This window comes from Enterococcus sp. HMSC072F02 (assembly GCF_001837725.1).
Lineage (GTDB): Bacteria > Bacillota > Bacilli > Lactobacillales > Enterococcaceae > Enterococcus_B > Enterococcus_B lactis.
Genome location: NZ_KV833896.1, coordinates 1 through 13,890, shown reverse-complemented (window position 1 = coordinate 13,890; position 13,890 = coordinate 1). Strand labels below are relative to the sequence as shown.

Annotated in this window: 15 protein-coding genes and 1 riboswitch; of the genes, 12 read left to right on the top strand and 3 right to left on the bottom strand. The window is 37.7% G+C overall.

Annotated features, from left to right (window positions below):
- Nucleotides 1-166 precede the first annotated feature (166 nt).
- Together HMPREF2731_RS01810 and HMPREF2731_RS01805 are read right to left on the bottom strand one after the other, a co-directional pair.
- Nucleotides 167-799: a hypothetical protein gene (locus HMPREF2731_RS01810; RefSeq protein ID WP_002313864.1), complete on the bottom strand. Its 633-nt coding sequence runs from the start codon at nt 797-799 to the stop codon at nt 167-169.
- Between the two features lie 148 nt (nt 800-947).
- Nucleotides 948-1,490 (bottom strand): DUF2179 domain-containing protein, encoded by a 543-nt coding sequence (locus HMPREF2731_RS01805; RefSeq protein WP_002289260.1) that lies wholly within the window; start codon nt 1,488-1,490, stop codon nt 948-950.
- 133 nt (nt 1,491-1,623) lie between these two features.
- Between HMPREF2731_RS01805 and HMPREF2731_RS01800 the strand changes: the two genes are divergently transcribed.
- From HMPREF2731_RS01800 to HMPREF2731_RS01785, 4 genes are all read left to right on the top strand, one after another.
- On the top strand, nt 1,624-2,013 hold the full coding sequence (locus HMPREF2731_RS01800) for a hypothetical protein (protein WP_002290241.1): 390 nt from the start codon (nt 1,624-1,626) through the stop codon (nt 2,011-2,013).
- A gap of 3 nt (nt 2,014-2,016) precedes the next feature.
- On the top strand, nt 2,017-2,775 hold the full coding sequence (locus HMPREF2731_RS01795; RefSeq protein ID WP_002313863.1) for an alpha/beta fold hydrolase: 759 nt from the start codon (nt 2,017-2,019) through the stop codon (nt 2,773-2,775).
- 135 nt (nt 2,776-2,910) lie between these two features.
- Nucleotides 2,911-3,858: a LacI family DNA-binding transcriptional regulator gene (locus HMPREF2731_RS01790; protein WP_002309535.1), complete on the top strand. Its 948-nt coding sequence runs from the start codon at nt 2,911-2,913 to the stop codon at nt 3,856-3,858.
- Nucleotides 3,859-3,987: 129 nt separating this feature from the next.
- Complete coding sequence (locus HMPREF2731_RS01785) at nt 3,988-4,728, top strand: hypothetical protein (protein ID WP_002313862.1); 741 nt, start codon at nt 3,988-3,990, stop codon at nt 4,726-4,728.
- A 288-nt stretch (nt 4,729-5,016) separates the two neighbouring features.
- Here the strand turns inward: HMPREF2731_RS01785 and HMPREF2731_RS01780 are convergent, their stop codons facing one another.
- Nucleotides 5,017-5,685, bottom strand: coding sequence for a YitT family protein (locus HMPREF2731_RS01780; protein ID WP_002309531.1), 669 nt, complete (start codon nt 5,683-5,685; stop codon nt 5,017-5,019).
- 132 nt (nt 5,686-5,817) lie between these two features.
- On the opposite strand from HMPREF2731_RS01780, the gene HMPREF2731_RS01775 reads away from it, so the two are divergent.
- From HMPREF2731_RS01775 to HMPREF2731_RS01740, 8 genes are all read left to right on the top strand, one after another.
- Nucleotides 5,818-6,105 carry a hypothetical protein gene (locus HMPREF2731_RS01775; RefSeq protein WP_002309528.1) on the top strand — a complete coding sequence of 96 codons (288 nt, stop codon included), beginning with the start codon at nt 5,818-5,820 and terminating at the stop codon, nt 6,103-6,105.
- Between the two features lie 416 nt (nt 6,106-6,521).
- Nucleotides 6,522-8,060 (top strand): ABC transporter permease/substrate-binding protein, encoded by a 1,539-nt coding sequence (locus HMPREF2731_RS01770; protein ID WP_070872199.1) that lies wholly within the window; start codon nt 6,522-6,524, stop codon nt 8,058-8,060.
- Nucleotides 8,057-9,022: an ABC transporter ATP-binding protein gene (locus tag HMPREF2731_RS01765; protein WP_070872198.1), complete on the top strand. Its 966-nt coding sequence runs from the start codon at nt 8,057-8,059 to the stop codon at nt 9,020-9,022. Before HMPREF2731_RS01770 ends, HMPREF2731_RS01765 begins: the two co-directional genes overlap by 4 nt.
- Nucleotides 9,009-10,331, top strand: a complete 1,323-nt coding sequence (locus tag HMPREF2731_RS01760) for a dihydrolipoyl dehydrogenase family protein (protein WP_002313860.1) — start codon at nt 9,009-9,011, stop codon at nt 10,329-10,331. Before HMPREF2731_RS01765 ends, HMPREF2731_RS01760 begins: the two co-directional genes overlap by 14 nt.
- Nucleotides 10,332-10,393: 62 nt before the next feature.
- A riboswitch (TPP riboswitch) is annotated at nt 10,394-10,498 on the top strand.
- Nucleotides 10,499-10,571: 73 nt separating this feature from the next.
- Nucleotides 10,572-11,315 (top strand): ABC transporter permease, encoded by a 744-nt coding sequence (locus HMPREF2731_RS01755; RefSeq protein WP_002309524.1) that lies wholly within the window; start codon nt 10,572-10,574, stop codon nt 11,313-11,315.
- A gap of 14 nt (nt 11,316-11,329) precedes the next feature.
- On the top strand, nt 11,330-12,322 hold the full coding sequence (locus HMPREF2731_RS01750) for an ABC transporter substrate-binding protein (RefSeq protein ID WP_002309523.1): 993 nt from the start codon (nt 11,330-11,332) through the stop codon (nt 12,320-12,322).
- 11 nt (nt 12,323-12,333) lie between these two features.
- Nucleotides 12,334-13,059 carry an ABC transporter ATP-binding protein gene (locus tag HMPREF2731_RS01745; RefSeq protein ID WP_070872196.1) on the top strand — a complete coding sequence of 242 codons (726 nt, stop codon included), beginning with the start codon at nt 12,334-12,336 and terminating at the stop codon, nt 13,057-13,059.
- A 1-nt stretch (nt 13,060) separates the two neighbouring features.
- Nucleotides 13,061-13,783: a TatD family hydrolase gene (locus tag HMPREF2731_RS01740; RefSeq protein ID WP_002319981.1), complete on the top strand. Its 723-nt coding sequence runs from the start codon at nt 13,061-13,063 to the stop codon at nt 13,781-13,783.
- Nucleotides 13,784-13,890: the final 107 nt, after the last annotated feature.

The window sequence follows — 13,890 nt, the reverse complement described above, 5'->3', positions numbered from 1 at the left end:
TAGCATTCTAAGGGAAGAACTAGCGATTAGATTAGGAAGTTCATTTGGTGATCCAGAATCACTCAGAAACGAATGGTAAGTCATTATTAATCATCTATCCAATCTTGGGTTATTCTTTTAGATTGAAGTGTTTAAAATTAAAAAAGCATTTATGAAGTCGTCGTAGTCAGGCTTCAAAATGCTTTTTATTTTGTTTCTTTTTTCTTTGCCACATAAATACACCTAGACTGACGATGAAGAGCATATCCAACAGATTTCCTGCGACTTGGATCGTCGAAGGGTTGGCCAATGGTATCAAAGCAAGGACAAAAAAGGAAAACAAGCTGTAGATAAAACATGTGACAGGAACTAATCGAAAGAAGAGCGGACATCTCATTTGGCTAAAAATGAGTGAAAAAATAAAATAAGTGAAAATAGATAAAATCACGACTAAACCATTCATGATAAAGAAGAAAAGCGTATTGTGATTAAACGAATAAAAAAGGATAGCTAAAAAAGAAAACGTTTTAAATGCAATCAATACACCTGAAGCTTCATTTAACTTACCAGGATGTCGATGAAAAAAATAGGCACTGAAATACACAGAAAACATCAAGGCGCATAGAGAAGATAAAATTAAAAAAAACGGATTTTCTTCTGTTTCTGTAATATCAGAATGATCTAAAAGCAACCAGCCTAATGCACTAGAAGGCGCCTGTGAGGTCTTAACGTACGAATAACATAGAAAAAATAAAATCGTCAAAGTTGCAAAAAAAGAGCCTAAATGTAAAAAATTAGTTGTTTTACGTTGAATTTCCATAATATCTCCAAATTAAATTGATAAGTATATAAAGTATAATAACAAATCAATGAGTATATGTCGATGTTTTTTAATCAAAATAATAAATAAAAAGCTGTCGAACATCTAAAATTTAATTTATATGTTCGACAGCTTTTTAGTTTGTGAGTTATTTTCCTTGTCTTTTTCTTACTTTTTTAGTCCAAAAACCACCTGAAATATATTTTGGTTCATATGAGATGATGAAAGCACGCTCTTCAATTTCTTTGATCAGGCGATACAGTTCACGTTCGCTTTTTCTAGGAGAAAGTATTTCCAGGACCAGTCGCTCGCCTTCTAGACCCATTGCAGAAGTCTGTGTTACACCGTAACCGTGTTCTCTCAGTATACCAGGCAAACTTTTATCTTCCGCGCTATTTGCTGGCAAAATCGTTGTGACCATGATGTATCCTAATGCCAGCTTGTCTTCAATCAAAATCCCAACACTGATACCTACTGCGTAACCTAACGCATAGACAAATAAATTCAGCGGATTATCTAAACGATCCAATACAAGAGATAGCCCTACGATATAGATCGTGATCTCAACCATACTGACAAGGGGAGCAATCAGCCGGTAGCCTTTCATTGTTAGCATAAAACGTAACGTGTTCAAAGTGATATAAGCAAAATTGATGAGGAAGATCATCCCTAACATTTTAGGATCAATCATTTGTAAAACTCCTTTCATTTGTATAACAACAATATCAAAAAAATCGCAAGTGAAGAAAAATTGAAACTTTATTGGTACCAAAAAATGATAAAATGATTATAATAGAATTATAAAGATAGGTTAGGTGATTAAAATGAAAACGGTCAATCGAGTATTTTGTGCCAGTCACGTGCTCAGTCTCCTTCTCAGTATATACTTAGGTGTCTATGCGATTCAACAGCCAATTGATGTAGAGAACATTGTTTTTCAGATGTCGCTGACAGATGGTTTGATTCTAAGCGTTTTTTTCTTTTTGATACTATTTATTGGTAATATTTTCGGTAGCGTTGCCAGTTTTTTGAATTTCTCTATTTATCCTCTCCTTTCGCTAGCATTAGGAGTGGTGGGGCTTTGTTCCCTATTCTTATTTCCTGAGCCATTCAGTCCTGCATTTATATTATTTGGTATACTGAACCTGTTCCAGACGACTGTCGGATCATGGTTGCTATGGCGATCAGGAAATTTAATGAAAATAGGTGAGTAGCCATTGAATCCAATTATATTGAAACGTTCTGTCAATCAAATTCCAGTGTTAGAAGTTGTCCTGAAAGAATTAAGAGAAGAACGGATTCCCGTTGTCATCTATTATCACGGATGGCAGACAAGTAAGGAGTTAGTTTTGACACAAGGAAGGAAAATTGCACAGCAAGGTATTCGCGTGATCCTGCCAGATGCGATGAATCATGGGGAACGAAAACAGCCAGTTTCTTCTATTCCATCCTATACATTTTGGGATAGTATCTACGGGAACTTGTTTGAGTTTGACACGCTTATCAAGCATTTAGAAAAAAGAGATCTTTTACATGATCGGCTTGCAGTTGGTGGGGTTTCGATGGGCGGAATGACAACATGCGCGTTGTTAGCTAAGCATCCTCATATAGCAGCAGGTGTATGTTTGATGGGATCTCCTGCGCTTCTGGAATATGGGAAAGAAATCGCAAGACGAGCGTCAGAATATAACTATATCTTGCCAAAAGACTATTTTGATTTGATCTCGTGGGTCAAGAGTTATGATTTATCATTGCAACCGGAAAAGCTAGATGGACGCCCTCTGTTCTTTTGGCATGGACAAGCAGATGAAAAGATCCCTTATATACAAACGGAAAGATTTGTAGAGAAAAACCGGCCTGAGCCTTACGGAAAAGAAATTGTTTTTCGTTCCTCCAAAACACAGCGACACATGGTACAAATACCACTGATGGAGGAAGCTTCCGCTTTTTTAGCAAAGAATTTGATAAAAAAATAGAAATAGCTGAATTGGGAAATCACTTAAGGAGGATAGGAGATTTTCTGATTTTTCTTTTGGGCTATAATGAACCCTGTTAGGAAAATTTGGTATAATTGGTAATAAGAACGACAACATGTTAGAAAGGAAGAGAGCATGCCCACTTTAGCAGATGTTGCAAAACGTGCCAATGTTTCAAAAATGACGGTTTCTCGAGTCATCAATCATCCGGAACAGGTGACGGATGAATTGAAAGAGCTAGTTTTCTCAGCAATGGCTGAATTGGATTACCGCCCAAATATTGCTGCAAAAGCACTTGTCACGAATCGGTCACAGATCATCAAATTATTTATACTGGAAGAAATCGACACAACCGAGCCCTACTACATGAATTTGCTGATGGGGATCGCTAAACGGATCGGAAAAGCGCATTATTCTCTCCAACTAGTTACAAATGACGCATTCGATGTCGGTTCTTGTGATGGATACATCATCACAGGTGTCAGAAAAAAAGACTTCGATTGGATTGACCGCTTGGAAAAACCAGTTGTTTTGTTTGGAGAAAATTGTGAAGGATATGACTATGTAGACAGCGATAATGAATATGGTACAGCTAAAGCAACGCAATATGCCTTAGAAAGAGATTACCAAACAATTATTTATATCGGGATTGAAGTGGACGAATCGTTTGAGCTTTCAAGGGAAGCTGGTTACTTATCTGTGATGAAGGAAGCTGATCTTCCAAGTAAGATCTTGCGATTTCCAAATCATTCGACAGAAGTAGAAAGATATATGATAGAAAACTGGGCAGGTTTCACCGATAAAACTTGTTTTGTATGCAGCTCAGATCGACTGGCACTAGGAGCGGTAAGAGGAATTGTAAATGCTGGTGGGCGCTTGCCGGAAGAATTTGGTGTAATCGGCTTTGATGGCGTGTTTTTAGACCAAATCAGTTCGCCTAAATTGACAACGATCAAGCAAGATATTATCCGTATGGGGGAAGTATGCGGGGAAATGTTGCTGAAAAAAATAGAAGAGAAAGGGGCAAGTCAAGGTTATCGTCGCTTTTTCCCTGAACTAGTTATCAGAGAAACGACAAATTAAGCCTCGTTACTTTTTATATATTTAAGAAATTCATCGCTATTTTCTTAAAATAATCAGCGCATTGCTACTGAAAACAAAAAATCTGTGCTATTATTGAGAAAAGTTCCATTTTTGAGAAGGATGGTTTGAATGAAAGAAATCAGACGAAAACATTTCCGTTTTCCTGCGTACGATGACGAGTTAGGCGTAAAATTAACCAGCGAGAAGAAGCGGGTATTATTTGACGGACAGGAGGATCTTTTGACTGAACAGAATCAGCACCCGTTTGAACAAATGAACGAATTCCATTTCACGAACACAAACACTGAACAGGTCCGACGCAAGCGCCGCGCAACAAATGGATTGAAGTCAGCTCCGCGCAAGGAAAATTTGGAAAAACATAAAGAAAAATTACCGGATTATACTGGACATCATCAATCAGAACTCACGTCGACTGGACGGAAAAAACTTTTTGGTGAGTCTTCTCGTCCTGTCAGGCAAAGTGAAACGAGGACAGAGTCTCGAAATACTATGAGAAATTCATCTGTGGACACAAAGGTACGGGAACGTTCTTATTTTGTTCCTAAATATGTACCTGCATCCATTATTCCAGACCCTAGAGAAAGTAAAATTTCTGAAGAGCATTTGATCGAATCAATGAAAAAAACAGATGACTCTTATCTGTTGTTTGATACAGAACCAACGCCTTATCAAGAAAAAAGAAATGATGAGCCGTCTGTACGCACGTTCAATCGAACAAAAACATTAGGGGAAACAAAGCAGTCAGAAGAAAAAAAATCGAAAAAAAACCACGGTATCTTAGAACGTTCACTGCAAGGGCTGATTGACGATCAGGGAAATTCTTTAGGAGAGAATAGCTATTTTAAATAAGACAAATACAACCTTGTATTATGTTATAGTGGAGAAGGAAACGCTGCGGCGTTTCTTTTTTTATACTCTACTCGAAAGATTATATCGTAACCTATTTTTTTCTTAGCTGATGTTTTCTGCCGTGAGCAAGAGGAGAAAGGGTGAAGAGTAAAAAACAAACTATTTTAACAGAGTGTCTGCAAAAATAGTTTGTTTTCATATTTTTATAGAAAATTTTATTGAAAAAATATACGTTGTAGTTTACATAATGATTTTTTAGTAAAGTAACTAAAATAGTAAAAATAAGAATTAGTGCTCTAACTGTTCAAGAGGATCAAGTGGTTCAAATGTTTCTGTAGTCTGTTTTGCTTCCAAATGGGGCAAAACAGGTCCCATTTCCAGATACTTCACTTTATTCAATGTATAAGATAGAATAGAACAGCTAAGCAATGTATACAGAAAATGTGTGAGATCCAAATAAAGCAAGGAGACAACTAAAATACCAAAAGTGATCAAGAAAAGACTTTTGCCAATCTTAATATGAAAATATTTTTCAATGGCTTGATAAATGATATCTGTTCCGCCTGTGCTTCCGCCAAATCGAAAGACGAGACCGCAACCAATGCCAGAAAGAATCCCTGTCATCAAACTATTGATCAGTAGACTATCTACAGCAAAATGTATATGAAGGCTTTCCCATAAATGTAAAAAGAAAACCAGCGCAAATGTTCCGACGATCGTCCGAAGAAAAGCGTGTTTTCCAAAAAGAAACAATGAGATAAGCAGTAAAGGTAAATTAAAAAGCAGCGAAGTGATAGAAGGCGCGAATCCAAAAAGATTATGCAAGAGTAAAGCAATACCAGTAACACCACCGTCTGCCAGTTTAGATGGAATATTGATGCCTGTCACAGCCAATCCATAGATCCCAGCGCCTAAAATGATTCCGCACAATTCTGTCATTAAATTTAATTTTTTCATTTCTAGCCTCTTTTCTTTTGAAAATTTTCAGCAACCTCTTCATTATACTGACTTATACTCTTTCTTCAAGAGGAAAATGAAAAAAATTTATTTTTGGTTGTTTCTTCCAAATTATCAAAAAGGAGTGGAAAAATGCGAGCAGCAGACTTATTGACAATTCTTACAAAATCACCCAAAAAAACAGATTATCAAGGTGTTTTTTTGGCTCAAGACCAAAAACTGATTCCTGTGACAAGAATCCAGATAAATGAATCGTATCAATTCATCTTTGTGTTTGAACAAGGCAAAGCACCACTTGCTATGAAAGAAATCTTTCTATTTTTGATGAAGAACCGTGAAAAAGCTGTTTATTATCAGTCAAAAGAAGAACTCATTCCGCTTTATGGAGTGAAAGAGATAGAAAATAAAGTGGTGATATAAGTAAAAATAAGAAAACAAGACGTTTATGATGCCAAAACAACCGTTTTTTACATTTTTGGCAAAAAAGTGTCATGATACAGTATAATACTTGTTGAACAGGTCAATAAAGGTGTTCTCCCCCACGAGATTTCTACTTTATTGGCTGTTTCTTTTTAATTAAAAGAAAAGTTGTATATGAAAAACGATACGGTTGATTCCGAGTGATCATTTCGTATAGATGTATTGGATGTTCGTTGTGAAGAAACGAGAACCAATAAATCTATCCGATTTTGTTGCTCGGATTCTTTTTTTATCCGCATATTTAGAGGTGATATTTTTATTAATTACTGACGCCTAGTAGGGTTAAGGTAAGTCAAGTTAGTTGGGAAAATGTAAAGAAATGTTTATACTTAAAGAATAACAGAAAGGAAGGTCGCATGAATAATTTTATACAAACATTAAGTGAAAGAAAAGGCGAGTTGCTGGAAGCTGCATTTCAACATCTGTCTATTTCTCTCATTTCTTTGCTGATTGCAGCACTGATTGCTATTCCTCTAGCAATTTGGGCAGCTAATCATAAAAAAATGGCAGAAGTCTTATTGCAGATCACGGGTGTGCTTCAAACGATTCCTTCACTTGCCTTATTAGGGTTACTTATCCCATTTGTAGGGATCGGAACTGTTCCAGCATTGATTGCACTTGTTATTTACGCTTTGCTTCCGATTTTCCAAAATACGTACATTGGTCTAGCTGAGATTGACCCGTCTATTGAAGAAGCGGCGGTAGCATTTGGTATGTCCAGGATGAGACGCTTGCTGAAAGTAGAACTTCCCATCGCATTGCCTGTCATTATCTCAGGTATCCGAACTGCCTTAGTTTTGATCATCGGTACGGCTACTTTGGCGGCATTGATCGGAGCAGGTGGATTAGGAACATTTATTTTATTAGGTATCGACCGCAACACACCAGTTTTAACATTGATTGGTGCAATCAGTTCTGCCTTGCTTGCCATTATATTCAGCGGATTGATTCGCTGGTTGCAGCATAAGAAACCTCGATATTCTATCATTACTTTAGCAGCCGTGGTGTGTTTAGTTGGGGGCGTTTCTTTATATCAGTCTGCCTTGTTTAAAAATGAAATCATCACGATTGCTGGAAAATTAGGAGCGGAACCTGAAATCCTGATCCAAATGTACAAAGAATTGATTGAAGACAACACAAAAACAGAAGTTGAATTAAAACCGAATTTTGGCAAGACTAGTTTTTTGTTCAATGCCTTGGATCAAGGGCAAATCGATATCTATCCTGAATTCACAGGGACTGTCCTAGAGAGCTTGGTGAAGGTACCTGAAGCAATGAAAAGTGCTGATTTGACAAAAGAAAAAACATATGACGAAGCAGAAGAATTATTGAACAAACAATTCGATATGACATTATTGAAACCAATGGCTTATCAAAATACGTATGCCTTGGCGGTCAAGAAATCTTTTGCAGACGAGCATCAACTTAAAAAGATTTCCGATTTAGCAGCAGTTTCTAATCAGATCAAAGCGGGATTCACACTGGAATTTATTGATCGTTCCGATGGATATAAAGGAATTCAAGAAGCATATGGATTGAATTTTTCAAGTGTACAAAGCATGGAACCAAGTTTGCGTTACCAAGCAATCAATAATGGAGATGTCAATATTGTGGATGCTTATTCCACAGATAGCCAACTCAAGGAGTATGATCTAGTCACTCTAGAAGATGATCAAGGGCTATTCCCAGCTTATCAAGGCGCGCCACTGATGAAAACAGATTTCGCCAAGGACCATCCTGAAATCGTTGAAGCGCTGAATAAATTAAGCGGAAAAATAACAGAAAATCAAATGATCGATATGAACTATCAAGTCAATGTCGAAAAGAAAAAACCGGCAGAAGTAGCACGAACCTTCCTGGAAAACGAAGGATTACTAAAGGAGGGAGATCAGTGACTAAATTAATCGAATTCAAACATGTGCAAAAAAAGTACGATGGAAAATATGTCATTGATGACCTAACTCTTGCAATCAAAGAAGGAGAAATCTTTGTTTTGGTTGGGCCTTCTGGTAGTGGAAAAACAACTACTTTGAAAATGATCAATGGATTATCTAAACCATCAGCAGGAGACATCTACTTCAAAGGAAAATCGTTAAATGAATATAATCTGCAGAAAATGCGGTGGAATATGGGGTATGTGCTGCAGCAAATCGCTTTGTTCCCGACCATGACAGTCAAGCAAAACATTGAAGTCATACCTGAAATGTTAGGTTGGGAAAAGCAGAAAAGAGCAGATCGTGTAGATGAACTTCTTCAAAAAGTTGGCTTATCTCCTGATATTTATCGAGATCGTATGCCTAGAGAGTTGTCTGGAGGAGAACAGCAACGAATCGGGATCATCCGAGCCATTGCTGCAAGCCCAGATGTGATTTTGATGGACGAGCCATTTAGCGCATTAGATCCTATTTCAAGAAATTCATTACAAGAATTAGTTTTATCTTTACATGAAGAACTAGGAACGACCATCGTTTTCGTTACGCATAATATGGAAGAAGCAATCAAGCTAGGAGATCGTATTGCGTTTATGAAAGATGGAGAAATTATCCAATGCGACACACCAGAACAGTTATTGATGAATCCTAAAAATGAATATGTACGGCATTTCTTTGATGAACCGAAACAGACGAAAGAATGGCGAGTCGAAGATTTAGTCGTCAATGGATATTTTTTAAAAGAAGTACCAAAAAACAGTCATCAACAAGTTTGCCTTGATACGCCTCTGAAAGAAGTGTATTCACTTCTTTCAGTGTACCCAAACATTGTGATAGTAGAAAAAGGAAAAAATATTGGTTCACTGACAAGTAAAGAAGTCTTTACTTTTTTAAGTCGAGAGGAGAAAGAAAATGAAAACATATGAGGCAATCGTCATCGGTTCAGGTGTGAGCGGCTTAAGTGCTGCTTATGGATTGAAAGAAGCAGGTAAAACAGTACTAGTGGTCGAAGAAGATCTATGGGGCGGGACTTGTCCTAACCGTGGATGTGATCCTAAAAAAGTCTTGTTGAGTGCAGTAGAAGCCCGTAATCGGATAAAACAATTGAATGGAAAAGGATTTAACGAGATCCCAACCGCTAATTGGGAAGAACTCCAAAAATTCAAACGCACATTCACAGATCCAGTTCCAGAAAATCGAAAAAAACAATTGGCAGAAGCTGGAATCGATCATCTTTCAGGGACCGCTCGTTTCTTAGACAACTCATCTATTGAAGTCAATGAAGAAGTTTTTCATGGAGATTACTTTGTTCTGGCAACAGGACAAAGACCCACGATCTTACCGGTGGAAGGAAAGGAATACTTGAAGACTAGTGCAGATTTTTTATCATTGCCTGTACTGCCTAAAGAAATTATTTTTATTGGCGGCGGATATATTGCTTTTGAACTGGCTACGATTGCCAATGCTGCAGGGAGTAAAGTAACCATTGTCCATCATAATCAACGACCATTAAAAGAATTTGAGGCGTCTTTGGTAGAGGAAGCCGTCCATCAAATGGAAGCATCTGGTATTCAGTTTGCTTTTGATGTTGAAACCCAAAAGATCATCTCGGAAGGAACTCGATATCGTTTAGTCGGAAAAGATACGGAATTAGTAGCAGATATGATTTTTTGTGCGACTGGGAGACAGCCGAATACAGAATCTTTAGCACTTGAACAAGCGAATGTCGTCTTTGATAAACACGGGATTGAGGTCAATGATTATCTGCAAACGAGCAATCCAAAAATTTTTGCGTGTGGAGACATTGTTTCAAGGAAAACACCCAAATTGACACCAGTCGCCACTTTTGAAGGGAATTATGTAGCTAAGCGGATAACGGATGCAATAGGCGGCCCTATCAAATATCCAATTATACCCACGATCGTCTACGCTAGTCCTAAGCTTGCTGAAGTAGGGATTACAAAAAGTCACGCCTCTTCGTCAGATCAAGTGGTAGAGATGGATCTTACCAATTGGTTCACCTATCATCGCGTCAATGAACCAGTTGCTAAGGCTGAATTAACTTTCGACCAGCAAAATTATTTGATTGGTGCTGCAGTGATTAGCGAGCAAGCAGACGAATTGATTGATGATTTGACACTAGTCATCAATCAAAAATTGACTAAAAAAGAGTTGGATAGCTATATCATGGGGTATCCGACATTGGCAAGTGATCTCTCCTATTTATTGAAATAATCAGCATGATAACTAAAGCGCTTGTTGCTTTTTCCTTCTTGTGCTACACTTTAAAAAATGAATACCTGTTTCTGGGGATGTCGTAGACGACATGAGAGTAAGTTGTGAACTTAGACCCATTGAACCTGTCAGTTAATACTGGTGAAGGGAGAAACATAGCAGACGCTTGAAGCGGGTTACTATGTCGTGCCCATTTCAAGCGTTTTTTGTTATCCATATTAGAAGAAAGGAGGCGTCAAAATGAAGAAAAATCTTTATCCAGCAGTCAGTATGGCATTCATTTTAATTATTTGGCAGATTGTTGTCTTAGTTTGGAAAATACCCGCTTTTATTTTACCCGGACCTGCTGCTGTATTTTCTGCGTTAACAGCAGATGCACAAGTATTGCTTTCCCATTCTGTCACAACATTAAATGAAGCAGTGATTGGTTTGGCAATAGCTAGCGTTCTTTCTTTTATTACTGCTTTGGCAATGGATTATTGGAAGTTCTTAGAAATGTCTTTTTATCCATTACTAGTGATTTCTCAAATGTTGCCAATCATGGTTTTAGGGCCATTATTGACCCTATGGTTTGGTTTCGGTATGCTTCCAAAAGTGATTCTTGTTGTCTTGATAAGCTATTTTCCGATCGTAGTTTCTTTTTCGGATACATTGAGGAAAGTATCGAAGGAGCAAATCATCTTTTTGAAAACGATGGGGGCAGATACAGGGAAGATTTATCGAATATATAAAATACCAGCGGGTTTATCCGGATTCTTTTCCGGTTTAAAAGTAGCCGCTACTTATTGTGTCAGTGGAGCAGTCGTTGGAGAATGGCTAAGCGCTCAAGCAGGCTTAGGGTATTATATGATACGCGTAAAAAACAGCTACCAGATTGATAAAGTTTTTGCTGCGATCATTTGTGTCATTTTATTGAGTTTATTGCTGAATGGCGCTTGTTCATTATTGAAAAAAGGGTATTACCGTATGCTTTATACTTTTTAAGAGAAGGGGATCAAATGAAAAAATTATGGCTTTTATTACCGCTACTGTTGCTTTTATCCGCTTGTGGCACTGCAAAAGAAACAAGTAGCAAACAAGAAACGAAGGATTTGAAAAAAGTGACACTTGTTTTGGATTATGTACCAAATACTAATCATACTGGCATCTACGTAGCAAAAGAAAAAGGCTATTATAAAGAGGCTGGTTTAGATGTCCAAATCGTCGAACCAGGAGATAATTCGACAAGTATTGGTCTAGTAGGTGCGGACAAAGCACAATTTGGTATAAGTTATCAAGAAGATGTCACTTATGCGCACGCAGATGGAAAGAATATACCAGTCAAAGCAATTGCTACAGTGATCAAACATAATACTTCTGGATTCGCCACCCTATCAGACAGTAACATCCATTCACCAAAAGATTTTGAAGGAAAAACATATGCAGGTTGGCAAAGTCCAAGTGAAGAAGCTGTCTTAAAAGCTGTGATGGAAAAAGACGGCGGTGACTTTTCAAAACTGACAATGGTAGGAAGCAATGGAGAAGGGCCAGAAAGCTTAGGAAAATCCTCAGATATCCAATGGTACTTTGAAGGTTGGGATATGATCAAAGCAAAAGAAGCGGGTATTGAACTAAACTATATCCCATTGAAAGAATTAGATGAACGGTTAGATTACTATACTCCGGTAATTATTACGAATGATCAACTGATCAAAAATGATCCAGGATTGGTACAGTCTTTTATGGATGCCACGAAAAAAGGCTATCAGGAAGCTATTAAAGATCCAAACGACAGTGCTAAACTGTTGCAAAAATATGCAAAAGGAAACGAATGGACGTTTTTAGAAGAATCACAAGCATTCTTGTCAAAAAATTATACGGATGATCCTGAGAATTGGGGATTGATGGAAGAAAAAGTTTGGCGCAATTATACAGCTTTTATGCAGGAAAACGGATTGATCAAGCAAGATGTACCTTCGAAAGAACTATTCACTAATCAGTTTATAAAATAGGAGTGATAGATGTGTCAATCCAAATCAGCCACTTGAATGTAGTCATTGAAAACCTGAAAATATTAGAAGACATCCATTTCACTATCCCTAAAGATACTTTTACATCGATTGTCGCGCCAAGCGGAGCCGGTAAGTCAACATTGCTGAAAACTTTAACAGGAGTCCAGCCTATGACTTCTGGAACGATCAAAGTAAACGATCAAAAAGTAACTGGTCTCCATACAGCATTTAGTTATATGCCGCAAGAAGATATGTTACTTCCTTGGCTGAGCGTCTATCAAAACGTTACGTTATATCAAAAAATCAATCATCTAGCAATCAATGAAGAACAAATAAGGGATTATCTGGATATCTTTGGGTTAAACGGCTATGAACATTTTTTGCCGGAACAATTATCTGGCGGGATGAAGCAGCGAACGGCCTTGTTACGAACAATCATGAATCCTTCTTCTTACTTGCTTCTTGATGAACCATTTGGAGCGTTAGATGCTATGACCAGAGGGCAGATGCAAGACTGGATGCTGAAACTGCCTAAAAAAGCAAAGCGAACTACTTTGCTCGTGACACATGATATTGAAGAAGCAATTTATTTATCAGACAGGATCCTTGTGCTTTCCGCCCGTCCGGCACATGTGATTGCTGAGATTCAAGTGCCTGAAAAACGACGGTCACGTGAATGGCTACTGCAGCAATCAGAGTTGAAGCAAACGATTTATCAGTTATTGGCAGGTGAATGAGATGTTAAGTGATGCTCATTGTCATTTAGATGGGAGTCAGAGTTTAGCACTCCTTCAGCAGGAACACACGATTTTGACGATCATTAATTGTGATTCGCCAGAAGAATGGGAGAAAAACAGACGGCTTGCAACAAGCAAGAATCAAGTCTTAAGTTACGGTATCCACCCTTGGAAAGCGGATAGCTATACGTTTGCACATGTTGAGCTTTTTTTGAAGAAAGCAAGGATCATCGGTGAAATAGGGTTAGACAATATCTGGACGAATGTGCCACTATCTACACAAAAAAGGGTGTTTGAGCAACAGCTTGCTTTTGCAGCCATAAATAAGAAACCTGTTGTACTGCATACAAAAGGATGCGAAAAAGAGATCTTAAGCTATATCCAAGCTTACCCTAATCACTATTTGATTCATTGGTATTCTTCTTTGGACTATCAACAAGACTATATTGATTTAGGCTGTTATTTCAGCATTGGTCTTGATTTGAAAAAGAACCCAGCAGTCTGGCAACTAGCTAAAACAGTCCCAATCGACCACTTACTTATTGAAACGGATGGACTACATGCAGCAGAGTGGGCGTTAGGGGATAATTTTTCAGAAAAAGATTATGTCTCACTGCTTGAAGAACAGTTAAAGACAATCGCTGAAATCAAAGAGCTATCAGTTGAAGAAGTTAAGAAAAATACTTATCAAAACTTGGAACGTTTCATTAGATTAGGTAAATAAAAAAAGAGGTGTGACACAACTAGTGTCGCACCTCTTTTGGCTTTCTTTGTATAAAAGTAAACCGTTCGATTAATAAATGAATCTTAGTACCAACCGTTTGCTTCCCA